At 58.5% G+C, this 25,370-nt stretch carries 21 protein-coding genes; 9 read left to right on the top strand and 12 right to left on the bottom strand.

Features of this window, described 5'->3' with window-relative positions:
• Window positions 1-43: 43 nt before the first annotated feature.
• From hutU to hutI, 4 genes are read right to left on the bottom strand one after another with little or no spacing between them, the layout of a single operon-like run.
• Entirely contained in the window at window positions 44-1,717 is a 1,674-nt protein-coding gene (gene hutU, locus AC0TNJ_RS09250) for a urocanate hydratase (protein ID WP_473769736.1), read from the bottom strand.
• Between the two features lie 10 nt (window positions 1,718-1,727).
• The gene (hutG, locus tag AC0TNJ_RS09255; protein ID WP_473770917.1) at window positions 1,728-2,528 is read right to left on the bottom strand and encodes an N-formylglutamate deformylase; all 801 of its coding nucleotides are present in this window, start codon (window positions 2,526-2,528) and stop codon (window positions 1,728-1,730) included.
• 1 nt (window position 2,529) lies between these two features.
• Window positions 2,530-4,065, bottom strand: a complete 1,536-nt coding sequence (gene hutH, locus AC0TNJ_RS09260) for a histidine ammonia-lyase (RefSeq protein ID WP_473770918.1) — start codon at window positions 4,063-4,065, stop codon at window positions 2,530-2,532.
• 23 nt (window positions 4,066-4,088) lie between these two features.
• Window positions 4,089-5,306: an imidazolonepropionase gene (hutI, locus tag AC0TNJ_RS09265; protein ID WP_473770919.1), complete on the bottom strand. Its 1,218-nt coding sequence runs from the start codon at window positions 5,304-5,306 to the stop codon at window positions 4,089-4,091.
• 150 nt (window positions 5,307-5,456) lie between these two features.
• Here hutI and AC0TNJ_RS09270 point away from each other — a divergent pair, with 150 nt between their 5' ends.
• Together AC0TNJ_RS09270 and hutC are read left to right on the top strand one after the other, a co-directional pair.
• On the top strand, window positions 5,457-6,824 hold the full coding sequence (locus AC0TNJ_RS09270; protein ID WP_473770920.1) for a formimidoylglutamate deiminase: 1,368 nt from the start codon (window positions 5,457-5,459) through the stop codon (window positions 6,822-6,824).
• Window positions 6,825-6,835: 11 nt separating this feature from the next.
• Window positions 6,836-7,582, top strand: coding sequence for a histidine utilization repressor (gene hutC / locus AC0TNJ_RS09275; protein WP_122001375.1), 747 nt, complete (start codon window positions 6,836-6,838; stop codon window positions 7,580-7,582).
• 29 nt (window positions 7,583-7,611) lie between these two features.
• On the opposite strand, the gene AC0TNJ_RS09280 is transcribed toward hutC, so the two are convergent.
• The 4 genes from AC0TNJ_RS09280 to aptA form a co-directional block, all read right to left on the bottom strand.
• Complete coding sequence (locus AC0TNJ_RS09280) at window positions 7,612-7,923, bottom strand: cupredoxin domain-containing protein (protein ID WP_473770921.1); 312 nt, start codon at window positions 7,921-7,923, stop codon at window positions 7,612-7,614.
• A 10-nt stretch (window positions 7,924-7,933) separates the two neighbouring features.
• Window positions 7,934-8,461, bottom strand: coding sequence for a DUF4142 domain-containing protein (locus AC0TNJ_RS09285; RefSeq protein ID WP_473770922.1), 528 nt, complete (start codon window positions 8,459-8,461; stop codon window positions 7,934-7,936).
• 121 nt (window positions 8,462-8,582) lie between these two features.
• The gene (locus AC0TNJ_RS09290) at window positions 8,583-9,278 is read right to left on the bottom strand and encodes an RNA polymerase sigma factor (protein WP_473770923.1); all 696 of its coding nucleotides are present in this window, start codon (window positions 9,276-9,278) and stop codon (window positions 8,583-8,585) included.
• 235 nt (window positions 9,279-9,513) lie between these two features.
• A complete protein-coding gene (gene aptA / locus AC0TNJ_RS09295; protein WP_122001371.1) occupies window positions 9,514-10,842 on the bottom strand; it encodes an omega-aminotransferase AptA in 1,329 nt (442 codons plus the stop codon).
• A gap of 145 nt (window positions 10,843-10,987) precedes the next feature.
• On the opposite strand from aptA, the gene AC0TNJ_RS09300 reads away from it, so the two are divergent.
• Entirely contained in the window at window positions 10,988-11,536 is a 549-nt protein-coding gene (locus AC0TNJ_RS09300; RefSeq protein ID WP_121985900.1) for a cupin domain-containing protein, read from the top strand.
• 18 nt (window positions 11,537-11,554) lie between these two features.
• Here AC0TNJ_RS09300 and AC0TNJ_RS09305 read toward each other — a convergent pair whose 3' ends face one another.
• Together AC0TNJ_RS09305 and alr are read right to left on the bottom strand one after the other, a co-directional pair.
• Entirely contained in the window at window positions 11,555-12,805 is a 1,251-nt protein-coding gene (locus AC0TNJ_RS09305; RefSeq protein WP_122001370.1) for a D-amino acid dehydrogenase, read from the bottom strand.
• 14 nt (window positions 12,806-12,819) lie between these two features.
• Window positions 12,820-13,971, bottom strand: a complete 1,152-nt coding sequence (alr, locus tag AC0TNJ_RS09310; RefSeq protein WP_473770924.1) for an alanine racemase — start codon at window positions 13,969-13,971, stop codon at window positions 12,820-12,822.
• Window positions 13,972-14,212: 241 nt separating this feature from the next.
• Here alr and AC0TNJ_RS09315 point away from each other — a divergent pair, with 241 nt between their 5' ends.
• Window positions 14,213-14,680: an Lrp/AsnC family transcriptional regulator gene (locus AC0TNJ_RS09315; RefSeq protein ID WP_122001368.1), complete on the top strand. Its 468-nt coding sequence runs from the start codon at window positions 14,213-14,215 to the stop codon at window positions 14,678-14,680.
• 51 nt (window positions 14,681-14,731) lie between these two features.
• Here AC0TNJ_RS09315 and AC0TNJ_RS09320 read toward each other — a convergent pair whose 3' ends face one another.
• On the bottom strand, window positions 14,732-15,589 hold the full coding sequence (locus AC0TNJ_RS09320) for an outer membrane protein (RefSeq protein ID WP_473770925.1): 858 nt from the start codon (window positions 15,587-15,589) through the stop codon (window positions 14,732-14,734).
• Window positions 15,590-15,784: 195 nt separating this feature from the next.
• Window positions 15,785-16,930, bottom strand: a complete 1,146-nt coding sequence (locus AC0TNJ_RS09325; RefSeq protein WP_473769726.1) for an alpha-hydroxy acid oxidase — start codon at window positions 16,928-16,930, stop codon at window positions 15,785-15,787.
• Between the two features lie 204 nt (window positions 16,931-17,134).
• Between AC0TNJ_RS09325 and AC0TNJ_RS09330 the strand changes: the two genes are divergently transcribed.
• The 5 genes from AC0TNJ_RS09330 (at window position 17,135) to AC0TNJ_RS09350 (ending at window position 25,332) form a co-directional block, all read left to right on the top strand.
• Window positions 17,135-19,447 (top strand): FdhF/YdeP family oxidoreductase, encoded by a 2,313-nt coding sequence (locus AC0TNJ_RS09330; RefSeq protein ID WP_473770926.1) that lies wholly within the window; start codon window positions 17,135-17,137, stop codon window positions 19,445-19,447.
• Complete coding sequence (locus AC0TNJ_RS09335; protein WP_122001364.1) at window positions 19,444-19,743, top strand: hypothetical protein; 300 nt, start codon at window positions 19,444-19,446, stop codon at window positions 19,741-19,743. The genes AC0TNJ_RS09330 and AC0TNJ_RS09335 overlap by 4 nt, the downstream gene beginning before the upstream one ends.
• A 233-nt stretch (window positions 19,744-19,976) precedes the next feature.
• Window positions 19,977-21,134 carry an efflux RND transporter periplasmic adaptor subunit gene (locus tag AC0TNJ_RS09340; protein ID WP_473770927.1) on the top strand — a complete coding sequence of 386 codons (1,158 nt, stop codon included), beginning with the start codon at window positions 19,977-19,979 and terminating at the stop codon, window positions 21,132-21,134.
• Complete coding sequence (locus AC0TNJ_RS09345) at window positions 21,131-22,240, top strand: efflux RND transporter periplasmic adaptor subunit (RefSeq protein WP_473770928.1); 1,110 nt, start codon at window positions 21,131-21,133, stop codon at window positions 22,238-22,240. Before AC0TNJ_RS09340 ends, AC0TNJ_RS09345 begins: the two co-directional genes overlap by 4 nt.
• Window positions 22,237-25,332 carry an efflux RND transporter permease subunit gene (locus AC0TNJ_RS09350; protein WP_473770929.1) on the top strand — a complete coding sequence of 1,032 codons (3,096 nt, stop codon included), beginning with the start codon at window positions 22,237-22,239 and terminating at the stop codon, window positions 25,330-25,332. The genes AC0TNJ_RS09345 and AC0TNJ_RS09350 overlap by 4 nt, the downstream gene beginning before the upstream one ends.
• Window positions 25,333-25,370 lie beyond the last annotated feature (38 nt).

Consider the following 25,370-nt stretch of genomic DNA (forward strand, 5'->3'; position numbering starts at 1 on the left):
AAAAAGGCGACCCCCGCGAGAGGGTCGCCTTTGGTATTCAGCGTTAGTTGCCGAGGATGCCGGGCAGGCGCAGACCTTGCTGCTTTGCCCAGTCGAGCGCTATGTCGTAGCCCGCATCGGCATGACGCATGACCCCCGTTGCAGGGTCGTTCCACAACACGCGACCGATGCGCTGGTCGGCATCTTCGGTGCCGTCGCAGCAGATGACCATGCCCGAATGCTGGCTGAAGCCCATGCCCACGCCGCCGCCGTGATGCAGCGACACCCATGTCGCGCCGGAAGCCGTGTTGAGCAACGCATTGAGCAGCGGCCAGTCGGAGACGGCATCCGAGCCGTCCTTCATAGCCTCGGTTTCGCGGTTGGGCGAGGCGACGGAGCCGCTGTCGAGATGGTCGCGACCGATCACGACCGGCGCTTTCAGTTCGCCATTCCTGACCATTTCGTTGAAGGCGAGGCCGAGGCGGTGACGGTCGCCGAGGCCGACCCAGCAGATGCGTGCGGGCAGGCCCTGGAACTCGATGCGTTCCTTCGCCATGTCGAGCCAGTTGTGCAGATGCTTGTTGTCCGGCAGAAGCTCCTTCACCTTGGCGTCGGTCTTTGCAATATCTTCCGGATCGCCTGAAAGGGCAGCCCAGCGGAAAGGCCCGATGCCGCGGCAGAAGAGCGGGCGGATATAGGCGGGAACGAAGCCCGGGAAGTCGAAGGCGTTTTCCAGACCTTCTTCCAGCGCCATCTGGCGGATATTGTTGCCGTAATCAACGGTCGGAATGCCTGCATTCCAGAAATCGAGCATGGCCTGAACCTGCACCTTCATCGAGGCGCGGGCGGCCTTGGCGACGGCCTTCGGATCGCTTTCCTGCTTGGCGCGCCATTCGGCGACTGTCCAGCCGATCGGCAGATAGCCATGCACCGGATCGTGAGCGGAAGTCTGGTCGGTGACGATGTCGGGACGCACGCCGCGCTTGACGAGTTCCGGGAATATTTCAGCCGCATTGCCGATGAGCGCAATGGACTTTGCCTCGCCTGCCTTGGTCCACTCATCGATCTTGGCCAGCGCTTCGTCGAGGCTGTGGGTCTTTTCATCGACATAACGGGTGCGGAGGCGGAAATCGGCGCGGGTTTCGTCGCATTCAACCGCAAGGCAGCAGGCACCGGCCATGACGGCTGCAAGAGGCTGCGCGCCGCCCATGCCCCCAAGACCGCCGGTCAAAATCCACTTGCCCTTGAGGTTGCCGTCATAATGCTGGCGACCGGCTTCCACGAAGGTCTCGTATGTGCCCTGGACGATGCCCTGCGCGCCGATATAGATCCACGAACCGGCGGTCATCTGGCCATACATGGCAAGACCCTTCTTATCCAGTTCGTTGAAGTGATCCCAGGTCGCCCAATGCGGCACGAGGTTGGAATTGGCGATCAGGACACGGGGCGCATCCTTGTGGGTGCGGAACACGCCGACGGGCTTACCCGACTGCACCAGCAGGGTTTCGTCTTCGTTCAGCGTCTTGAGGGTCGCGACGATGCGGTCGAAATCATCCCAGGTGCGGGCAGCGCGACCGATGCCGCCATAAACGACCAGCTCATGCGGGCGCTCGGCCACATCGGGGTCGAGGTTGTTCATCAACATGCGAAGCGGCGCTTCGGTCAGCCAGCTTTTTGCATTGAGTTCGTTGCCGCGTGGAGCGCGCACTTCGCGCTCGTTATGGCGTGGATTGGACATGATGTTCTCCTCAGGAAATTAATTTGGGTGCCAGCTGTTCGAGCTGCTGCAAAAGGGATTTGAGATGTACGCGAAGCTTGTCCGCCTTGGCCTCGTCATAGGCGAAGGGAACTGCTTCGGTGGCCAGATGCGTGGACTGGGCAAGCTCCATCTGGATGGCGTGGACGCCGCTCTCCGGCTTGCCGTAATGGCGCGTGGTCCAGCCGCCCTTGAAGCGGCCATTGAGGATCGACGTGTAGCCTTCAGCCTGTCCCGTTATCTCGACAGCGGCGGCTTCGACGGCGGGCGCGCAAGTCTTGCCCATATCCGTGCCGATGTTGAAATCCGGCAGCTTGCCTTCGAACAGGAAAGGGATGTGGGACCGGATCGAATGGCAGTCATAGAGAATGGCGACGCCATGGATCGCCTTGACGCGCTCGATTTCGGCGGCAAGCGCGTCGTGATAGGGCTTGTGGAAACGGGCGATGCGGTCGGCAATATCGGCTTCGGTCGGCGCTTCGCCGTCCTTCCAGATGGCAACGCCATCAAAGTCGGTTTCGGGGATCAGCGTCGTGGTGTTCTGGCCGGGATAGAGACTGACGCCTGCCGGATCGCGATTGGCGTCAATGCAATAGCGATGGAAGGTGGCGCGCACCGTGGTCGCATCGTCAAGCAGGCCATCGTAGAGCCGGTGAATGTGCCAGTCAGTATCGGCAAGGATTTTGCCGTTATCGTTGAGGCGCGCAAGAATGTCGTCCGGCACATCGGTTCCGGTGTGCGGGAGGCCGAGAATGACAGGCGACGTGCCCTGACGGCTTTCAAAGGCGCTCATTTCACGCCTCCAGATCGGGCAGGATGCCAGCGGAAACAACGCTTGAAAGCGTGCCATCGGCTACCAGTTCGGCAGCGGCCTTGAGATCGTCGGCCATGTAGCGATCTTCTTCCAGCGTCGGCACGCGGCCGCGCAGCGCCGCGATGACCTTGCCAAGTTCCGGGCTGGTGGTCAGCGGCTCGCGCAACTCCACGCCGAGCGCGCCGGTCAGTGCCTCGATGCCGATGATGGCGTTGAGATTGGCGGTCATTTGGAGAAGACGGCGTGCGCCATGGCAGGCCATGGACACATGGTCTTCCTGATTGGCCGAGGTGGGGGTGGAATCGACGGAAGCCGGATGCGCCATCTGCTTGTTTTCGCTCATCAGCGCGGCGGAAGTGACTTCTGCGATCATGAGGCCGGAATTGAGCCCCGGCTTGCGCGCGAGGAATGCCGGAAGGCCAAACGACAAAGCCGGGTCGACCAGAAGCGCGATGCGGCGCTGTGAGATTGCGCCGATTTCGCAGACGGCAAGCGCGATCTGATCGGCAGCGAAGGCGACAGGTTCGGCATGGAAATTGCCGCCCGATACGGCGCGACCGTCCGAAAGCACGAGCGGGTTGTCGGTGACGGCATTGGCTTCGATTTCCAACGTGCGCGCCGCTTGCCGCAGAATATCGAGGCAAGCGCCATCGACTTGCGGCTGGCAGCGGATGCAATAGGGGTCCTGCACGCGCTGGTCGCCTTCAAGATGGCTCTGGCGGATGACGGAACCTTCGAGCAGGCCGCGCAATGCGCGACCCGCATCGATCTGGCCCTTATGGCCGCGGAGTGTGTGGATTTCCTCGTGGAAAGGCGCATCCGATCCCATGGCGGCATCGGTTGAGAGCGCGCCAGTGATGAGCGCCGTCTGCGCCGCACGATGGGCACGGAAGAGGCCAGCCAGCGCCAAGGCGGTGGAGGTCTGGGTGCCGTTGATCAGCGCCAGCCCTTCCTTGGCGGCAAGCACGACCGGTTTCAGTCCGGCCTTTTCCAGCGCCTTCGCGCCCGACAGACGCTCGCCCTTATAAAAGGCTTCGCCTTCGCCGATCATGGCGGCGGTCATGTGGGCGAGCGGCGCAAGGTCGCCCGAAGCGCCGACAGAGCCCTTTTCCGGGATCATCGGGATCACGCCTTTTTCCAGCATGTCTTCGATGAGAGTGATGACTTCAAGCCGCACGCCGGATGCACCGCGACCGAGTGAGATCAGTTTCAGCGCCATGATGAGACGCACGATGTCTTCCGACAGCGGTTCGCCGACGCCGCAGCAATGCGACAGGATCAGATTGCGCTGGAGCGTGGCGACATCGCCTGCCGCAATGCGGATCGAGGCGAGTTTTCCGAAGCCGGTATTGATGCCGTAGACCGGCTCGTCGCCTGCCGCGATTTCCGCAATGCGCGCTGCCGCTTTTTCGACACCGACGTGAAAGGCCGGGTCGATGCGCACCGGAACGGCCTTACGATAGATAGTCTCCAGCGTTTCGAGCGGGACAGAACCGGGCTTGAGAATGATGGTCATGAAAATGCTCCGTTGCAGACGAATTAGATCCGGCCCTTGAAAACCCGCTTCCACAGCGGATTGAAGCCGATGCGGTAGACAAGTTCAGCGGGGCGTTCGACGTCCCATATGGCAAGGTCGGCATCCTTGCCGATTTCGAGCGTGCCAGTTTGATCGAGAAGACCGAGAGCGCGTGCCGCCTCGCGGGTGACACCTGCGATGCATTCATCCACTGTCATGCGGAAAAGCGTTGCGCCCATGTTCATGGTCAGCAGCAGCGAAGTCAGCGGCGAAGTGCCGGGATTGTTGTCGGTGGCAAGCGCCATCTTGGTGCCTGCCGCGCGGAAGGCTTCGACCGGCGGCTTTTGCGTTTCGCGAATGAAGTAATAGGCACCGGGCAGCAGCACAGCCACAGTTCCGGCCTTGGCCATGGCGGCAGCGCCATCGGCATCCGTATATTCCAGATGGTCGGCTGAAAGCGCGCCATAGGAAGCGGCAAGTGCTGCACCGTGCAGGTTGGACAACTGATCGGCGTGAAGCTTGACCGGGATATTATGCGTCTTGGCCGCATCGAACACGCGAGCGATTTCATCGGGCAGGAAGGCAATGCCTTCGCAGAAACCATCAACCGCATCGGCCAGCCCCTCAGCGGCAATGGCGGGCAGCATGTCATCGATGATGCGGTCGATATAGGCGGCCTTGTCGCCGTTCATTTCCGGCGGCAGGGCGTGCGCACCGAGGAAGGTCGTGCGGATTGCCACGTCGCGCTCTTCGCCAAGACGACGGGCAGCTTTGAGCGACTTGATTTCGCTGTCGCGGTCAAGACCGTAACCGGATTTGACCTCGACCGTGGTGACACCCTCAGCAATCAGCGCGTCGAGACGCGGCAGGGTTTGGCGCACCAGATCGTCTTCGCTGGCGGCGCGCAGGTTTTTCACCGAGGAAACAATGCCGCCACCGGCCCGGGCGACTTCCTCATAGGTTGCGCCGTTGAGACGCAGTTCAAACTCGTGTGCGCGATTGCCCGCATGAACGAGATGCGTGTGGCAATCGACCAGGCCCGGCGTGATGAGCCGGTTGCCGCAATCTATTCTGTCGAAGGAAGCATATTCACCCGGCAGCGCCTTTTCAGGCCCGACATAGACGATCGTGCCGTCTTTGACGGCAAGTGCCGCCTGTTCGATCAATCCGAGATTTACGGCATTTTCCTCCAGCGTCGCGATGCGCGCGTTGGTGAAAACGGTGCTTGAATTCTTGAGCATGAGCGTTTTCTCGCTTCCCCTGTTTTGAGATAATGTATATACATATTAACGGAACAGCAAAGAAAAAAATGCGCCGGAGCATTTTCGATCCAAATGCGGAAACTGCTTTGTATCGAAATGCATGAGAACAAAGTCGAGGAGAGCCTATCCATGTCAGATGCCCCGCTCAAAACACGTTTTGTCCATGCCGGTCAGGCACTCCTTGAGAGCGGCTGGACCGACAACGTGCGGATCGGCATTGCTGCTGGAAAGATCGTGTCGCTTGAAGCCGGTGCTTCCGCGAAGCCTGACGACGAGCGCCATGCGGTCATTGTCGCGGGCATGCCAAATCTGCACAGCCACGCTTTCCAGTACGGGATGGCTGGGCTTGCCGAGCGGCGAGGTCCGTCTGCTGACTCGTTCTGGAGTTGGCGCGAGATCATGTATAAATTCGCGCTCACCATGTCGCCGGAACAGGCGGAAGCCGTGGCGCTGCGGCTCTATGTCGACATGCTGGAGGCCGGTTTCACCCGCGTCGGCGAGTTCCATTATCTGCATCATGACCGCGACGGCACGCCCTACGCCAACCTCTCTGAAATGGCGGATCGCATTGTCTCGGCTGCCAGGGCAGCGGGCATCGGACTGACGCTGCTGCCGGTCTTTTATGCGCATTCGACCTTTGGTGGTGCCGCTCCCAATGACGGTCAGCGCCGGTTCATCAATGATCCCGAGCGCTTCGCACTGCTGCTCGAAGGCTGCAAAAAAGCGCTGGCCGGTTTTGATGGCGCGGTTCTGGGTGTTGCGCCGCACAGTTTGCGCGCCGTGACGCCGGATGAGCTTGCCGTTGTAACGCGGTTGCTGCCCGATGCGCCGGCGCATATTCATGTGGCCGAGCAGGTAAAGGAAGTGGAAGACTGCATTGCCTGGTCGGGCAAGCGTCCGGTTGAATGGCTTCTCGATAATCAGGACCTGTCTTCGCGCTGGTGCCTCATTCATGCAACCCACATGACTGACGACGAAACGAAACGTATGGCCAAGGCGGGAGCAATTGCCGGTCTCTGCCCGGTGACGGAAGCCAATCTTGGCGACGGTACTTTCAATGCGACGGTGTTTGCCGCCGCTGGCGGCAAGTTTGGCGTGGGCTCGGATTCGAATGTGCTGATCGGCATTGGCGATGAGTTGCGCCAGCTAGAATATTCGCAGCGTCTTCACCACCGCGCCCGCAATGTGCTGGCCGAAAACGAAGGATCGACCGGACGTGCACTGTTCGACGGTGCGGTTGCGGGCGGCAATATCGCCATGGGACGCGCAGACGATGGCTTGAAAGTTGGCGCATCAGCCGATTTTGTTGCGCTTGATGCGGCGCGTCTGCCTCATGCAAAAGGCGACGCGGTGCTGGACGGCTGGATTTTCGGCGGTCGCGCCCGCGTGAGTGATGTGTGGGTGCGCGGTGTTAAACAGGTGGAAGGCGGGCGTCACCGCTTGCGCGATGAAGCCGAGCGTGCTTTCCAGAAAACGATCGGCGAATTACTCGCCTGACAGGAGACGGCATGGCTGGCGAAGATTCGATCGCAAAGGACGCACCGGTGCTTTCGCTGCATCAGCGTATTCTGGACGATATAGAATCGCGCATCCTGTCGGGAGAATGGCTGCCCGGTCATCGCATTCCGTTCGAGCACGAACTGACGGAACAGTACGGCTGTTCGCGCATGACCGTGAACAAGGCGCTGACCCAGCTTGCCAAGGCGGGCCTGATCGAGCGCAAGCGCCGGTCGGGCAGCTTTGTTTCCTTTCCGCAATCGCAGGCGGCGATCCTCGAAATCCACGATATTCGCGATGAGGTGGCAGCGCTTGGCGTTGCCTATCGGTTCGAACTGACAAGTCGGCGCGAACGATTGAGCGGGCCTGCCGATGCAAGGCATATCGATATGCCGCGCCACACGCCGCTGGTCGAACTCGTCTGCCGTCACTTTGCGGGCAAGCGCGTCTTCGCCCTGGAAGAGCGCATCATCAGTCTGGATGCTGTTCCGGCGGCGGCTCAGACGGATTTTGCCGAAAACTCTCCGGGGCCGTGGCTGGTTGCCTGCGTGCCTTGGAGCAGCGCAAAACATTCGATACGCGCAATCGCCGCCACGCCGGAGAATGCGGGCATGCTCGGTATCCCGGTGGGCTCGCCCTGTCTGGTGATCGAACGCCAGACATGGAACGCCGACCAACCGGTAACGCATGTGCGCTTCACCTATCCCGGCGACAGCCATGCGCTGGTGGCGAACTTCACCCCCTCGCAGGGAGGATGAAAAGCCTGCGCGCCATCGCAGGCTTTTCGTTATGGTTTAACCGTCAGTTTTCCGACCATATCCGGATGGAAACGGCAGTAATAGTTGACGGCTTCCGGCGAATTGAGAACCTGCTTCGTCACCTTTTTGGGCGGCAGCAGGATATCCCATCCTCCCTTTACGGTTGCGGTGTGCTGCATGGGGTCCTTGTTGTTCCATTCGATCACATCGCCCACATTCGCTTCGATATTGGACGGCGAAAAAGCGAGTTTCTCGACCGTCACCTGGATCGTTTTGGCCTGTGCCGGGACACTGATAACCAGAAGCCCGGCAAGTATCGTGACCGCCTGAACATATCTCATCGGACTGCTCCTATTTCAAAGACGCGGCGATGTGTTCGGCATGTTGCTCATGGCTCTGGAACAGTTTGAGGCCGGTCTCAAGCAGGCTCTTCAACTCGGCATTGCTGGCGGCGGGGATGAGCGTGGTTTTCAGCGCCTTGTTGACTTCCTTATGATAGGCAACCTCGTTGTCGACATAGGATTTGTCGAAAGCTGCGCCATCGAGCTTGCTGAGTTTGGCCAGCTCGTCCGTAGCCGCTTTGGACAAGGCTTTGCTTGTGTCATTATCCTCGGGCGTGACCTTCAGCTTCTTGACCAGGGCGAGCGCCTGCTGATTGACGGCTTCATGATCGCGCATCATGGTCTGGGCAAATTCAAGCACAGTTTTGTTCTTGGATTTTTCAAGCGCCTGCTTGGCAGCTGCGACGTCGATGGCGCCTGCCGTGTAAGCAATATGAGCTATCGCCGGGTCGCTTAATTTTCCGTCCTGGGCGATTGCCAGAGACAGACTGCCGCAAATGCAAATTGCGGCAACGGATATAACTGAACGAACAGACATGGAACTCTCCCTCTAACTATTTGTTTCGCCACATTTTCCAACGCAAAACCGCTTCACGCTTTTGCTGGAAATGCTCTGGCTACGATCATTGGATGCGGGAGAATTCAAAAGGTTCCTGACATTATGCCTGTTTGCCCAGTCTCGCCAGAACGCCGGTTATGATCCGTTCGCAGCGCTTGCCTGCGAAGGGAAAGGCATCCAGCAAGACAGGGCCGATCTGTTCGTCCAGTTGTTTGCGCAGCAAATATCGGGCGCGGTGAAGCCGTGTCTTCACCGTCTGTGGGCGCAGGTTCAATAATTCGGCGGTTTCTTCCACGCTCAGGCCTTCGATAACCCGTGCAACGAATACGAGGCGGAAAATTTCTGGCAGATTGTCCGTCGCCTGTTCGACCAGTTGCAATATCTGGCGCTGCGCAAAACCGCGTTCGGGATCGTCCGTGCTTATGGCGGAGGGGAACGGGATGATATTGTCTGACGATGTGTCGGGTAATGTGTCGAGAAGTTTCTCGGCCTTCCGGGACTTGCGCAGGCGACCGAGTGCTTCGTGAATTGCGATGCGCGACAGCCACGTGGTCAGGCTGGACTGGCCGCGAAAGCGGTCAAGGCTTCTGAAGGCCAGGAGATAGGTCTCCTGAACCACATCTTCCGCTTCGGCATCATTGCGCAGAATGCCGCGGGCCAAACGATAGAGCCGCCGGTTGTTGGTTTGCATGATTTTGCGCAACGCTTCCAGATCGTGCATTTTTGCGCATTGCGCGAGGACGAGATCACCCTGAAATGTCGGAGAGATGGTTGGTACGGCGGTTTTTGCACGCATGGTTCAAACTCCTGTGGAGTCCATTGGATGTATGCGAGGGCAAAAGGTTCCCGGACAAAACAATATGCGATTTGAATATTATCGCGGTTTCGTATTTCCCGATAGCCGTGGGTGAATTGCATCAAAAAAAGCCGCCGCAGGGGAACAGCGGCGGCTGGGGTCAGGACCTAGTAAGGTGCCATTTCCGTCAAATTATAGGTCCTGCCTCCTAAAAGCAGCGTGACCCGGGTGCTGGTCAGGCTGCGCGTTTGATGGCGTCGCCGAGGACGGAAACGATCGTGTCGATCTGTTCCTTTTCCACGATCAGCGGCGGCGACAGTGCGATCACGTCGCCGGTCACGCGGATGAGCAGGCCCTTCTTGAAGCAATCCACGAAGACGTCATAGGCGCGGGCGCCCGGTGCATCCTTGCGCGACGACAGTTCGATGGCGCCAACCAGACCGAGGTTGCGGATGTCGATGACGTTCGAAACGCCCTTGAGCGAGTGCAACGCCTCTTGCCAATGATCGGCAAGACCCGCGCCGCGGGTCAGGAGACCTTCTTCGGCGTAGATTTCCAGCGTGGCGAGACCGGCGGCGGAGGCAACCGGATGGCCGGAATAAGTATAGCCGTGGAACAGCTCGATGGCATTTTCCGGACCGGTCATCAGGCCGTCATGCACCTTGCGGCTGGCGAAGACCGCGCCCATCGGGATGGCGCCGTTGGTCAGGCCCTTGGCGGTGGTCACAAGGTCAGGAACGACGCCGAAATAATCAACCGCGAACGGCGTACCGAGACGACCGAAACCGGTGATGACTTCGTCGAAGATCAGGAGGATGCCGTGCTTGTCTGCCGTGGCGCGGAGGCGCTCCAGATAGCCCTTCGGCGGCAGAACGACGCCAGCCGAACCGGACATGGGTTCAACGATGACGGCGGCGATCTTTTCTGCGCCATGCAGCTGGACGAGGCGTTCCAGATCGTCGGCAAGCTCAATGCCATGTGCGGGCAGGCCCTTGGAGAAGGCGTTCTTTTCAATATCGAGCGTATGACGCATATGATCGGCGGGGATCTGCGGGAAGACGCGGCGATTATTGACAAGGCCACCGACAGAAATGCCGCCGAAACCGACGCCGTGATAGCCCTTCTCGCGGCCCAGAACCATGGTGCGGGTGCCCTGGCCGATGGCGCGTTGATAGGCGATGGCGATTTTCAGTGCGGTGTCGACCGATTCCGAGCCGGAATTGGTGAAAAACACGCGGTCGAGCTTCGCGTCCGGCCCGCCGGGCGCAATGGCCGCGAGCTTTTCGGCAAAGTCGAAAGCCACATTGTGGCCCATCTGGAAGGTGGGCGCGAAATCCATGGTGGAAATCTGGCGCTCGACAGCTTCGGTAATGCGCTTGCGGCCATGACCGGCGTTGCAGCACCAAAGACCTGCCGTGCCGTCTAGAACCTGATTGCCGTCAGTGTCGGTGTAATACATGCCCGAAGCACTTGCGAGCAGACGAGGCGCCGCCTTGAACTGCCGGTTCGCGGTGAACGGCATCCAGAAATTCTCAAGGCTTGGCGCGTTGGTTTTGGTGAGCATTGTGTCCTCCTATTTGAGGGTAGCAGGACACGCTTTGCGAAGGGCAACAAGTCCTTTTCTTCAAAATATTAAGTCATTGTTTTCATGTAGGGTAATCGTCAAGTTTGTGCTATATCGAACATCATAAACAGGAAGGGAAGGTTTGATGAGCATCGATATCGGCGGGAGGCTTCGTTATGTGCGCATGCGGCAGAATCTGTCGCAGCGGGAGCTTGCCAAAAGGGCAGGCGTGACCAATTCGACCATTTCTCTTATCGAAGCCAATCAGTCCAATCCGTCCGTCGGCGCATTGAAGCGCATTCTCGACGGCATTCCCATCGGCATGGCCGAGTTTTTCGCGCTCGAACCGGATGCGCCGCACAAGGTATTCTATCAGGCGGAGGAGCTGGTGGAAATCGGCAAGGGGCCGATATCCTATCGGCAGGTGGGCGACCACCTGTTTTCGCGCGCCTTGCAGATGTTGAAGGAGCGGTACGAGCCGGGCTCAGACACGGGAAAAGTGCTGCTGATGCACGAGGGCGAAGAGGGAGGTATCGTTATTTCAGGCCGCATTGAAGTGACGGTTGGAGCCGAGCGCCGCATATTGGGGCCGGGCGATGCCTATTACTTTTCGAGCAAGCTGCCGCACCGGTTCCGTTGTGTCGGGCCGGTGCCCTGCGAAATCGTCAGCGCCTGCACGCCGCCAAGTTTTTGACGGCGCACACGCATTCTCTTATTCGTAGCGGGAAATGCCGAGATCGTCGGCACGGATATCCGGCTTGTTGCCGGAAATAAGGTCTGCGAGCAGCTTGCCGGAACCGCAGGACATGGTCCAGCCAAGCGTTCCGTGACCGGCATTGATGAACACGTTGTCGTAGCGCGTTGCACCGATGATCGGGGTGGAATCCGGTGTCATCGGACGCAGGCCCGACCAGAAGGTCGCTGCCTTGAGGTCGCCGCCGGGGAACAGATCGGTGACCGACAGGTCGAGCGTTGCGCGGCGCGCGGCAGGCAGATCCTTGGTGAAGCCCGACACTTCCGCCATGCCGCCAACGCGGATGCGGTCGCCAAGACGGGTGATGGCGATCTTGTAGCTCTCATCGAGAACGGTTGAAACCGGCGCGCGGCTTTCATCGATGATCGGCGCGGTGATGGAATAGCCTTTCACCGGATAGATCGGCGCGTTGAGGCCGAGCGATTTGACGAGCGCGGGCGTATAGCTGCCAAGCGCAACGACATAGCGGTCGGCGGTCAGAACGCCTTCCGACGTCTCGACGCCGGAAACCTTGCCGCCGGACATCAGCAGCGACTTGATGTTGACGCCGAAACGGAATTTCACGCCAAGTCCTTCGGCGATTTTCGCAAGCGCATTGGTGAACTTAAAGCAATCGCCGGTTTCGTCATGTGGCAGGCGCAGGCCACCGACGAACTTGTCCTTCGCATGGGCAAGGGCCGGCTCCACCTTCACGCAGCCGTCACGGTCAAGCACTTCGAACGGCACGCCGTCCTGACGCAGCACCTCGATGTCCTTGCCGATGCCGTCAAGCTGATACTGCTCGCGGAACAGCTGGAGCGTGCCCTGCATGCGCTGGTCGTATTCAATACCGGTTTCCTTGCGCAGGTCGACAAGGCAATCGCGCGCATATTCGGCCACGCGCACCATGCGGGTCTTGTTGACCTTGTAGCGGCTGTCGGTGCAGTTGGCGAGCATCTGCAGGAGCCAGCTATACTGAACCGGGTCGCAGGTTGGGCGCAGAACAAGCGGGGCATGCTTCTGGAACAGCCATTTTGCGGCCTTGAACGGAATGCCGGGTGCTGCCCAGGGCGATGCATAGCCCGGCGAGACCTGACCCGCATTGGCGAAGCTCGTTTCCAGCGCGGGGCCTTCTTCACGGTCGACAACGGTTACCTCATGACCGAGCTTGGCGAGGTAGTAAGCGGTCGTAACGCCGATGACGCCGCTGCCGAGGATGGTGATCTGCATGTTCGCCTCTTGTCTTATGCTTTTATGTCGCCCGCGCCGCTGTCCACGTAGACACGGGCATAACGGTTGCCGAGCGCAGTCAGGATTTCATAGGGAATGGTGTCGCAGTCGCGTGCCACGTCTTCAAGACGCTGGTGCGGACCAATCAGCTCCACAAGGCTGCCGAGCTTCAGCGTGCCCTCCGGCAATGCGCTGACGTCGAGCGTGATCGAGTCCATCGATACGCGTCCGATGATCGGCAGGCGCGTCTCACCGAAGAAGGCAGACCCCTTGTTGCTGAGGGAACGGAACCAGCCATCGGCATAACCGACAGCAATTGTTGCAACCCGCATCGGGCCTTTGGCGATATAGGTGCCGCCATAGCCGACCGCCGCACCCTTATCGATGTCACGTACCTGGATGACACGTGCCGAAAGGGTGAGAACCGGAAGTATCGGGTTTTCTCCGGTCTCTGGACCAACGCCATAGAGCGCGATGCCGGGGCGGGCCAGGTCGAAGTGATAGGTCTTGTCGAGGAAGCTGCCGCCGGAATTGGCAAAGGCAACCGGAAGTTTTGGCAGTCGCGCCAGCAGGGCCGTCATATTGGCAAGCTGGCGCGCGTTTGCCGCATTTTCCGGCTCGTCGCCGCTGGCCAGATGGCTGATGACGAATTTCACGTCAATGCCGTCAAGTAGCGCAGGATTGGCCGTCAGGCGGTCGAATTCACTGGCCGAAAGGCCAAGACGCGACATGCCGGTATCGAGCTGGAGCAGGGCAGGCAGTTTCCTGCCTTGTCTGGCGGCGAGCGCCGCCCAGTTTTCAACCTGTTCCAGCGAGTTGAGCACTGGCAAAATGCCTTTGCGAGCGCAGGCAGCTTCCGTTCCAGGCTGAAGACCGTTCAGAACGTAAAGCGTCGCATCGGGCTGCAGGAAAGGCTTGAGCGCAACGGCTTCGCCGAGATGGGCGACAAAGAAATCGCGGCAACCGGCATCGTAAAATGCAGGCGCGACGCGGCAGGCGCCAAGCCCATAGGCATCCGCCTTGACGACGGCAGCGGCACTTGTGGGAGCGATGCGGCTGGCAATGGCCGAATAATTATGACGCAAGGCTGAAAGATCGATGGTCAGGATGCCACCGGCAGCAAGGTCGCGTTCACCTTGTGAAAATTGCATCGACATATCAACCATTTATACGGTTCTTTCCAGACTGGCCGCTATCCTGCGAGAACGCTTGGAGGGTCGCTGTCCGTGTGGATTGGCTGCCGACCGAAGCATATAAAATTCGGGGAGAGAAACCTTGCTATTCCTCACCCTAAAGCTTGCTCATATATTAATTGAAGACTATTCGAATGTTTTTGCTATTTGTCGTATATTGTGCGAATTATCGCACATCTTGCGCATATTTTAGCTCTCAGATTGAAGAAAATTCATGTCAACGCTCGACAGTATAGACCGCAATATCATTCGTTGCCTGCGCCGCGATGGGCGCATGACCAACAGCCAACTTGCCGGCGAAGTGGGGCTTTCGCAGTCTGCTTGCCTGCGGCGGGTGCAGATATTGGAGGAGAGTGGCGTTATCCGCGGCTATACGGCCATTGTCGGTTCATCCGATGGCGATGAACGGCTGGTCGCCATCGTGCGCATCACGCTGGACCGGCAGACCGAGGAGTTTCTGAACCGTTTCGAGGAAGCCGTGCGGCGGCACCCGGAAGTGCAGGAATGCTATCTCATGACGGGTGATGCGGATTATATTCTCCGCGTCGAAGCCGAAAATGCGGCAGCCTATGAAATCATCCACAAGGAAATCCTGTCGCGGCTGCCCGGTGTCGCGCGCATCCACTCCAGTTTCGCAATCCGGACGGTACTGCTGTCGAAAGCGCCGACTTCACGCGGCTGAAATGAAAAAAGCCCGGCTCGGTCGGGCTTTTCTGTTCAAATAGGAACCGCTCTACCGGAATTCGTAACGAAGACCGGCGCGGATCGTATGCATGTTGAAGCCATTGTCCTTGGCCTGCGTTCCGGTCGCGCCCGGTCCCTCGGCATTGCCGTAAGGGTTCGTGCTGCGGTCGTCAGCATCATATCCGTAGGCCTTGCCGCCATTGATGCGCATATAGCGATAGCCGACATCGAGCTTGAGCTGTTCGGTCAGGTCATAGCTGACACCGGCCATGAGAGCCACGGCAAAACGCCAGCTGTCCAGTCCGCCCTTTTCGCTGGAATAGGTGCAGCCAGCGCAGACTTCGTGGCTTTTCCAGTCATCATATCTGACATAGGCAGCGCCAAGCCCTGCGCCGAGATATGGCGTCACAGGCCCCGTGCGCGGCAGGTCGACATAGGCGTTGGCCATGGCTGTCCAGATATTGGCGGTGGACGAATCCTCGTAGTTGCAGTTGTTTTCGACTGGATTGAAACCCTTCCCGGACTTCACATAGCTCGGACAGGGGGTGCGTCCGTTGATGCCCGCGCGGAAATAGTCGAGCGTGGCGTCGGCGCGGAACATGTCGGTGAAGCGGTAACCCACACCCACGCCGTAGGTCGCACCTGCCTTGAGGTCGAAATCGTTGTAACGCAGCGTGTCGTCAATGCCGCGATGAGGCGGATCGAACTGGTTCCAGAAATTCCACTCACCATCCGTGCTGGATTTGAAATTGTAACCGAGGTCGCCACGAATATACCAGCCGGAGGCATTGACCGGTTCCGGCATTGGTTCAATGACAGGGTCTGCAATTATATCAGCGGCGAATGCCGCATTTGATCCCGCCATCAGACTGACAGCCACGATGGCAATGGCGGAAATGCGCTTCATCGGTTTCTACTCCAAATCCGAACAGAAAAACGGCTCAAAAGCCGTATTGCCGGATATGGTAAAGAGATATGTTTAACAGTTAGTTATTATTAAGTAACTTTGCGGTGTGTTTTTCGTCGAAACTCACGTATAGCGCGATACTTTTTAAGTAATAGCTAAAGTAAGGAGCCGACACGGGGCCGGCTCCAAACAGCGTCAAAAGTTTATGGAATGGATGATCGACTTGTCGATATCGTTGATATCGCGCTTGCCGCAGAGCGCCATGGTGATATCCAGTTCCTTGCGGATGATTTCAAGCGCCAGCGTCACGCCGTCCTTGCCCATTGCGCCGAGACCGTAGAGGAACGGGCGCCCGATGAACACGCCCTGCGCGCCGAGCGCGCGGGCTTTCAGTACGTCCTGACCTGAACGAATGCCGCCGTCGACGTGAACTTCGATCTTGTCGCCGACAGCCTCAACGATCGGCTGCAGCATGGAAATGGAAGACGGCGCGCCGTCAAGCTGGCGACCGCCATGGTTCGACACGATGATCGCGTCGGCGCCTGACTTGGCTGCCATCTTCGCGTCCTCGACATCGAGAATGCCCTTGAGGATGAGCTTGCCGCCCCACTGTTCCTTGATCCAGGCCACGTCGTTCCAGTTGAGCTGCGGGTCGAACTGTTCCGCCGTCCAGGAAGAAAGCGACGAAAGGTCGGTGACGTTCTTTGCGTGACCGGCAATGTTGCGGAAGGTGCGGCGCTGGGTGCCCATCATGCCAAGGCACCAGCCGGGACGCGTCGCCATCTGCCAGATATGCTTCGGGGTGAATTTCGGCGGGGCGGAAAGGCCGTTGCGGATATCCTTGTGGCGCTGGCCGAGAATCTGGAGATCAAGCGTCAGCACCAACGCCGAGCAACCCGCCGCCTTGGCGCGGTCGATCAGGTTCTTCACGAAATCGCGGTCCTTCATCACGTAAAGCTGGAACCAGAACGGCTTCTTGGTGACCGAAGCAACGTCTTCGATGGAGCAGATGCTCATGGTCGAAAGGGTGAAAGGAACGCCGAAGGCTTCGGCTGCCTGTGCCGCCAGCATTTCGCCGTCAGCGTGCTGCATGCCGGTCAGGCCGGTCGGGGCGAGAGCCACCGGCATCGCCACTTTTTCGCCGATCATCGTCGTTTCCAGCGAACGGTTCGTCATGTCGACAAGAACGCGCTGGCGCAATTTGATCTTCTTGAAGTCGTCTTCGTTGGCGCGATAGGTCGACTCAGTCCAGGCGCCAGAATCCGCGTAATCAAAGAACATCTTGGGGACGCGGCGCCGGGCAAGCCGCTTCAGATCGGCGATTTCAACGATGTTGGGCATCTATCCCACCCCTTGTGGTAATTTTTCTTGACCAATCGCATGACGGATCGTGCGACTGAAATCAAGTACGAACAAGTATCGGATAACAATTGCCTCGCAGTTAATTGAAGAACCGCGCAGTTCCTCTTATGATATTGGCACCCGCCCAGGCAAGTTCGTGCCAATTGAAGAAGGCGGTCTTGCAACTGGGTCAGAGGGTAACGGATGAGCAAAGCCATCAAAACCGGTTTCATCGGCAAGCGATCTGCCGCAGCAGGCGGATGGGGTGCATTGAAAAGCTGCGGCAAGCAATTGCTCGCAAGCGGCGCTCCTCTCTCCGGCGCGCGCACGCTTCTCAAGGCCAACCAGCCCGACGGGTTTGATTGTCCCGGTTGCGCCTGGGGTGATCCGGAACATGGTTCTTCCTTCGAATTTTGCGAGAATGGTGTGAAGGCGGTCGCCTGGGAGGCGACTGACCGGCGCACGACGCCTGCTTTTTTCCGCGAGCATACGGTTTCGAAGCTGCGCAACTGGACGGATTACGATCTGGAAAACACCGGTCGCCTGACCCATCCCATGCGGTACAATGCTTCGACTGATCAGTATGAAGCCATCGAATGGGACGAGGCTTTCAGAACTATAGGCGGTATTCTGAAGAGTTTCGACAGTCCAAACCGGGTTGAATTCTATACTTCAGGTCGCGCTTCGAACGAGGCCGCATTTCTCTACCAGTTGTTTGTGCGTGCCTATGGGACCAATAACTTCCCCGATTGTTCCAATATGTGCCACGAGGCAAGCGGTGTCGCACTGAAACAATCGGTCGGTGTCGGCAAGGGGACCGTGCTGCTGGAAGATTTCGAAATGGCCGATGCCATTTTCGTGGTCGGTCAGAATCCGGGCACCAACCACCCGCGCATGCTGGGCGATTTGCGCCGTGCAGCCGAGCGCGGCGCACGGATCGTCGTTTTCAATCCGATCCGCGAGCGCGGGCTGGAAAGATTTGCCGATCCGCAGAACAAGCTTGAAATGCTGCATGGCGGCAGTGAAGCCATAGCAAGTGACTATTTCCAGCCGCGTCTTGGCGGCGATCTTGCCGCTTTCCGCGGCATGGCCAAGGCGGTTTTTGCGGCGGATGACGCGGCAATCGCCGCTGGCAAGCCATCGATCCTCGACCGGGATTTTCTCCAAACACATACGACAGAGCTGGCGGCTTATCGCGCTGCAGTCGATGCGACCTCATGGGAAGAAATCGAGGATCAGTCCGGTCTGCCCCGACAATCATTGGAGCGCGCGGCGCAGATATATATGCAATCGGAGCGGGTCATCTGCACCTGGGCGATGGGGATCACCCAGCACCGCCATTCGGTCATTACGATCCGCGAAATCACAAACTTCATGCTGCTACGCGGCAATATCGGCAGGCCGGGTGCCGGGCTTTGTCCGGTTCGCGGCCATTCCAACGTGCAGGGTGATCGCACCGTCGGCATCAATGAACGGCCTCCCGTTGCATTTCTTGATGCGCTGGAAAAGGAGTTCGGCTTCGAAGTTCCACGAGAGCCGGGGCACAATGTTCTGGGTGCCATCGGCGCCATGCTCGACGGGTCGGCTCAGGCATTCATTGGTCTCGGAGGCAATTTCGCGCGGGCTACCCCCGATAGCCCGCTTATCGCGAAAGCGCTTTCAAGCCAGCGCCTGACGGTTCATATCGCGACCAAGCTCAATCATTCGCATCTGGTTCCGGGAGAGGATTCTTTCATTCTGCCGTGCCTGGGGCGCACTGAAATTGACCTCAATTCCAAGGGCGTTGCGCAGATCGTGACGGTTGAGGATTCCATGAGCATGGTGCACGGTTCGGGCGGCATCAATGCGCCGGCGTCCCCGCATCTGCGCTCGGAAGTGGCGATCATTGCAGGCATGGCGCAGGCGACACTGGGACCGCAGCCGGTCAATTGGCTGGAACTTGCCGACGATTATGATCTCATTCGCGACCGCATTGCTCGCGTATTGCCGGACTTCTACGATTTCAACAAGCGCGTACGGGTTCCTCGCGGTTTCCATTTGCGCAATTCCGCCCGTGAACTGGAATGGAATACGACAGAGGGCAAGGCGACGTTCTGGACTGGCGCTTTGCCGGAAGCGGTCGAGCATCAGCAGGCGCGTGGCAAGCCGGGGCGTTATGTGCTGCAGACCTTCCGCAGTCATGATCAGTACAATACGACCATTTATGGCATGGATGATCGCTATCGCGGGGTCTATGGCGAACGGCAGGTCGTCTTCATGAATGCGGCTGACATGGCCGATCTTGGCGTTGAAGCGGGCGACCGGGCCGATATTGTGGGCGAGTTCGACGACGGTGTGGAGCGGATCGCCCGAGATTTTCGTTTTGTGCCTTATGACATTCCGCGCGGTTGTATCGCGGGCTATTACCCGGAAATGAATGTGCTGGTGCCGCTCGCCAGTTCCGGTGATGAAAGCTATACGCCGACCTCCAAATCGGTGATTGTTTCGTTCCGCCCCGTGAAATCGGCTGCCGCATGATGGATGAAGGTGAGGCGGAATATATGGCATTGGTCGATGCTCTCCTCACCGCGTCCAGCAGTCTTTCGGGGCTTGGCGCGGGAATTATCGCAGCACTGGCGCTGGATATCGCGTCAGACAGCCGAACCTTCGCGCGGCTGCTTGGCGTTGCTCACGCGCTGGTTCTTCGGGAGATTTCACTGCTCGGTCAGGATCAGGGTTATGTGCGGATCAGGCAGCGTGATTCACGCACGCAACGCACGCGTTATGAATTGAATGCAGCAGGTTTAAGATTTGTCGAGGAGGCCAAGGGTTAAAAGGTCGAATATAATAGTTCGTATTCTTGGAGCTTTTCGAAAAATTCAGCATTTATTACACTTCTTCTTAGCAATGCGTCGGTAAAAAGGCCAATAGCGCCAATTATTTCATAATCGTTTCCGAAAAGATTTTGACCCATGATAGCTATGATTTCACTTCTTTTACGAAGTCGTTTTTCTCTGTGTAGCTTTAATTGCATCTCAATAGAACGTAACCAGTGAGAATCGTGTAGATGCCAGTAAAATCACTCATTTACGGATTGCGAAATGGATGGAAGCGCGCTGCGAGCCAGCCCGCTGCTGTCCATGTCAGAAGGTACGGCATATTATTCATCTGTCTGGGACTATTGGCCCCTGGCGCCGGATCTCCGGCTCTGGCGGGTTCGCTTGTCCCGGTAGCGGCGGTGAAAGCGGTCGCGAGCGACTATCAGCCGAAACTGACTTTATCCGGTGCGATAGCGGCGCGATCGCTTGTCAATGTATCGTTCCGTTTGAACGGTCAGGTTGTGCAGCGTCTGGTCGAGATAGGCCAGCACGTGAAAAAAGGCCAGCCGCTGGCCAGCATCGACGATGTCGAGCAGCAAGCCAATCTGCGCGTCGCGCAGGCCTCCAAGGATGCTGCACACGCGCAGCTCGTGCAGGCGCAAGCGAATTTTGCACGACAGAAGGCATTGCTGGCGCAAGGCTTCACGACACGCAGCACCTATGATCAGGCCAACCAGAACCTGCAAACGGCGCAGAGCGCCCTTGCCAGCGCCGAAAGCCAGTTGAACGATGCTCGCGATCAGCTGTCCTATACTGAATTGCAGGCCCCTGTTTCCGGCGTGATTACAGCGCGCAATGTCGAGGCCGGTCAGGTCGTGCAGGCCGCGCAGACGGCATTCTCGATTGCCGAGGACGGCCCACGCGATGCGGTCTTCGACGTTCAGGAGACGCTGGTGAACCACGCCAAGATCGGCATGGGGGTAACGATTGCATTGCTTTCCGACGCCTCGATAAGCGCGGAAGGCAAGATTCGCGAGATTTCGCCGGTAGTCGATGCACAGACAGGAACCGTACGGGTGAAGGTCGCGATAGCGCAAACGCCGCCCCAGATGGCTCTCGGAGCCACTGTGACCGGCACGGTTCATATGGACAGCGTGAAAATTGTCGTTTTGCCATGGAGCGCGATTACCTCGGATGCGGGGCGGACCGCGGTCTGGAGGCTATCGAAGGATTCCAAGGTAGCAACGCTGGTTCCGATCAGCGTCCTCGCTTACGAGAAAGGCCGGGTCCTCGTTGAGGGCGGACTACAGGAAGGCGAGCTGATCGTTACGAAAGGCGCGCAGATGTTGCGTTCAGGCGAAGAGGCCGAGGTTATCGAGGAACAGGAAGGGCTCGTTGCACAATGAAGACGGCAATCCAGTTTTCCGCGATCCGGTCGATAGGATATGTCGCGGCGTTCGGCGCGGCAGTTCTGCTCACTGCCTGCGGCAAGGAAGAAGACAAGCAAGCGAACGCGGACGCGGTGCGCCCGGTTCTTTACATGGTGGTCGAGCCCAAGCCCGTCACGCAGACCGGCTTTGCTGGAACAATCGAGCCGCGCTACTCCACCGATCTGGCGTTCCGGGTGCTCGGACGCATCATCAACCGGCCTATCCAGGTGGGCGATCTTGTGAAAAAGGACGAGATGGTTGCAATGCTCGATCCTTCGAATCTCGACCTTGCCGTTCAGTCGGCAAGGGCGGATCTGGCAAGCGCCGAAGCACAGTTTGCCAATGCCTCGGCAAGCGAGGAGCGCCAGCGCATCCTGCTGAAAGGCAATAATGTGTCTCAAGCCGATTATGACGCGGCAAGGCAGGCGCGCGACAGCGCTCAGGCGGGGCTTGAAAAGGCCCAGGCGGGGCTGAAGAAGGCGCAGGATCAGCGCAGCTATGCTGTGCTGCGCCCGGATTACGATGGGGTCATTTCCACAACGAACGCCGAAGTGGGGCAGGTGGTGGCGGCCGGACAGACTGTAATGACGGTGGCACGCCCGGATATTCGCGAAGCAGTCGTCGATATTCCCGACCGCATGACGCAGTATTTTGAGCAGGGCACGCCCTTCAATGTGCAGCTTCAGGCCGATTCAACCGTAACAGGGCAGGGCACAGTGCGTGAAGTCGCTCCGCAGGCGGATGCGCAGACGCGGACGCGCCGCGTGCGCATCGCGCTGGACAATCCGCCTGACGGCTTTCGTCTCGGCGCGACCATCCGTGCCGCCATGGCGGCGCCTGAGCAAAACCTTGTGACGATGCCGATCCAATCCTTGCGCGAGGAAAACGGCAAGACCGGCATCTGGGTCATCGACCCGCACAAGCAGACGGTTTCCCTTCACGATGTGCAGGTTATCGAACGTCGCGGCGGCAGTTTTGTCGCCGGGGGTGTCGATATCGGCAGTTATGTTGCGATTGCCGGGGTGAATGAGTTGAAGGAGGGACAGAAAGTCCGCCTGGACGCGAAAGGAACGGGCCTGTGAAAAAAGGATTCAATCTGTCTGACTGGGCTCTGAATCATCGGTCCCTGGTCTGGTACTTCATGCTCGTCTTTCTTGTCGCGGGCTTCATTTCCTATATCGATCTTGGACGGGAGGAAGACCCGGAATTCACAATCAAGACAATGGTTGTGCAGGCCAATTGGCCGGGTGCGTCTGTTGAGGAAACGCTGAATCAGGTTACCGACCGGCTGGAAAAGAAGCTCGAGGAACTTGATACGCTCGACTATACGCGCAGCATAACCACGGCAGGTAAGTCGATCGTGTTCGTATTCCTGAAAGATACGACGCGGGCCGAACAGGTCAAAAAGTCGTGGACGGAAGTGCGCCACTTCCTGAACGATATCCAGACTACGCTGCCGCAAGGCGTTCTCGGACCGTATTTCAACGACCAGTTCGGTGACGTTTACGGTAACGTCTATGCCTTCACGTCGGATGGTCTTTCCATGCGGCAGTTGCGGGACTACGCCGAGAGTACGCGAACGAAAATCCTGACACTGCCCAATGCGGGCAAGGTTGAATTGATCGGCGCGCAGGACGAAGCCATTTATCTGGAGTTCTCCACGCGACAGGTCGCGGCGCTCGGACTGGATCAGCAGGCAATCCTGCAAGCCTTGCAGGATCAGAACGCAATCACGCCTTCCGGTGTCGTGGAAGCCGGACCGGAGCGCATCAGCGTGCGCGTCAGCGGGCAATTCACCTCGGAAGCCGATCTGCGGGCGGTAAACCTGCGCGTGAATGACCGTTTCTTCCGCCTTTCGGATGTGGCAACGATCACACGTGGCTATATAGACCCGCCGACATCCATTTTCCGCGTGAAGGGACAGGATGCAATCGGCCTCGGCATAGGCATGAAGCCAAACGGCAACCTGCTCGAGTTCGGCGCGGCACTCGACAAGATGATGAGCCAGGTGACGGCGGAACTTCCGCTCGGTATCAAGGTTTTCAAGGTTGCCGACCAGCCTGAAGTCGTCAAGGATGCGGTTTCTGGTTTCACGGAAGCGCTGTTCGAGGCCGTCATCATTGTGCTGGCCGTGAGCTTTGTCAGTCTGGGCGTGCGGGCTGGTTTTGTTGTCTCGCTGTCGATACCGCTGGTGTTGGCCATCACCTTCCTGATCATGTCGTTGATGGATATTTCCTTGCAGCGCGTGTCATTGGGCGCGCTCATCATCGCGCTTGGTCTTCTGGTCGATGATGCGATGATTGCTGTTGAAATGATGGTGGCACGGCTGGAGGCAGGCGATCCCATCCACAAGGCGGCGACTTACGTTTATACGAGCACTGCCTTTCCCATGTTGACGGGTACGCTCGTGACCATTGCTGGCTTCATCCCGATCGGATTGAACAGCAGTCAGGCCGGCGAGTACACCTACACATTGTTCGTGGTGATTGCGGTTTCCCTGATCGTGTCATGGATCGTGGCGGTTCTGTTCGCGCCGTTGCTGGGTGTTACTTTCCTGCCCAAGAAGATGAAGGCCCATGAAGAAAAGCGCAGCCGGTTCTTCACGATCTTCTCGCAGGTTCTGCTCGCATCCATGCGGCACAAATGGATCACGATCGCTACGACAATCGCGCTCTTCCTCGTATCCGTTTTTGGCATGGGCTTTATCGAACGACAGTTCTTCCCGGAATCTGATCGTCCCGAATTGGTGCTCGACTGGACGCTGCCGCAAAACAGTTCCATCACCGATACCAAAGCCCAGATGGAGAAATTCGAGGCGACAATGCTCGAAGGCAATCCGGATATCGATCATTGGAGCACCTATATCGGGCAGGGTGCCATCCGCTTCATTCTCTCCTTCGACGTGCAGCCCGCAAATCCGTATTTCGGGCAGATGGTCGTCGTTGCGAAGGATCTGCAAGCGCGAGACAGGCTCAAGCAGAAGTTCAACGAGGTGCTCCGCAAGGATTACGTCGGGACCGATGTCTATGTGAAATATCTGGAGCTTGGGCCGCCTGTCGGCCGTCCGATCCAGTACCGTATCTCGGGGCCGGACATTCAGACGCTGCGCGGTGTTGCGCAGGATTTTGCCGGTATATTGAGTGCGGACAAGCGACTTGGCGTCGTCAACTACAACTGGAACGAGCCGGGCCGTGTCATTCGCGTCGATGTGATGCAGGACAAGGCGAGAAAACTCGGTATTTCCTCCAAGGATATTGCAACCACCCTCAATGGCATTGTTGGCGGGATCACGATTACGCAGGTGCGGGATTCGATCTATCTGATCAATGTCATTGCGCGGGCGCAGAAACAGGAACGCGACTCGATCGACACGCTGCAAAGCTTGCAGATCGCAACCGGCAACGGGACGTCGGTGCCATTGGCGGCGATAGCCAATTTCCGGTATGAGCTGGAACAGCCGGTCATCTATCGCCGTTCGCGTATTCCGACGATTACCGTGGCTGTTGGCATCATCGACAAGACGATGCCGGACACGATCGTCAAGGATTTGACGCCAGCCATCAAAACCTTCGCCGATAAGCTACCGGCAGGATATTCTATCCAGACGGCAGGTACGGTGGAGGAAAGCGGCAAGAGCCAGGGTCCGATTGCTGCGGTGGTTCCGCTGATGCTGTTCGTCATGGCGACCGTCCTGATGGTTCAGCTCCAGAGCTTCCAACGCCTGTTCCTTGTGGTGGCCGTGGCGCCGCTGGGCTTGATCGGCGTTGTGGCAGCCTTGCTGCCAAGCGGCAAGCCGCTTGGGTTTGTGGCGATCCTCGGGGTGCTGGCGCTGGTTGGCATTCTCATCCGCAACTCGGTCATCCTGATCGTGCAGGTTGAGGAACATATCGCGGAGGGCATGCACCCATGGGATGCGGTGACGCAGGCCAGCCAGCACCGAATGCGCCCCATCGCGCTGACGGCGGCAGCGGCAAGCCTGGCGCTTATCCCCATCGCGCGCGAAGTGTTCTGGGGCCCGATGGCCTATGCGATGATGGGGGGTATCATTGCGGGTACGGCAATCACGCTCCTCTTCCTGCCTGCGCTTTATGTCGCCTGGTTCCGGATTAAAGAGCCGGAGCACAACGAGGATGCGCCGCCAGCCGAGGCGCATGCAGCTCCGCAATCGCACTGACGAAAAGCCCGGTTCCGACCGGGCTTTTTTCATGAGAT

This window comes from Ochrobactrum sp. PL_is483 (assembly GCF_055816855.1).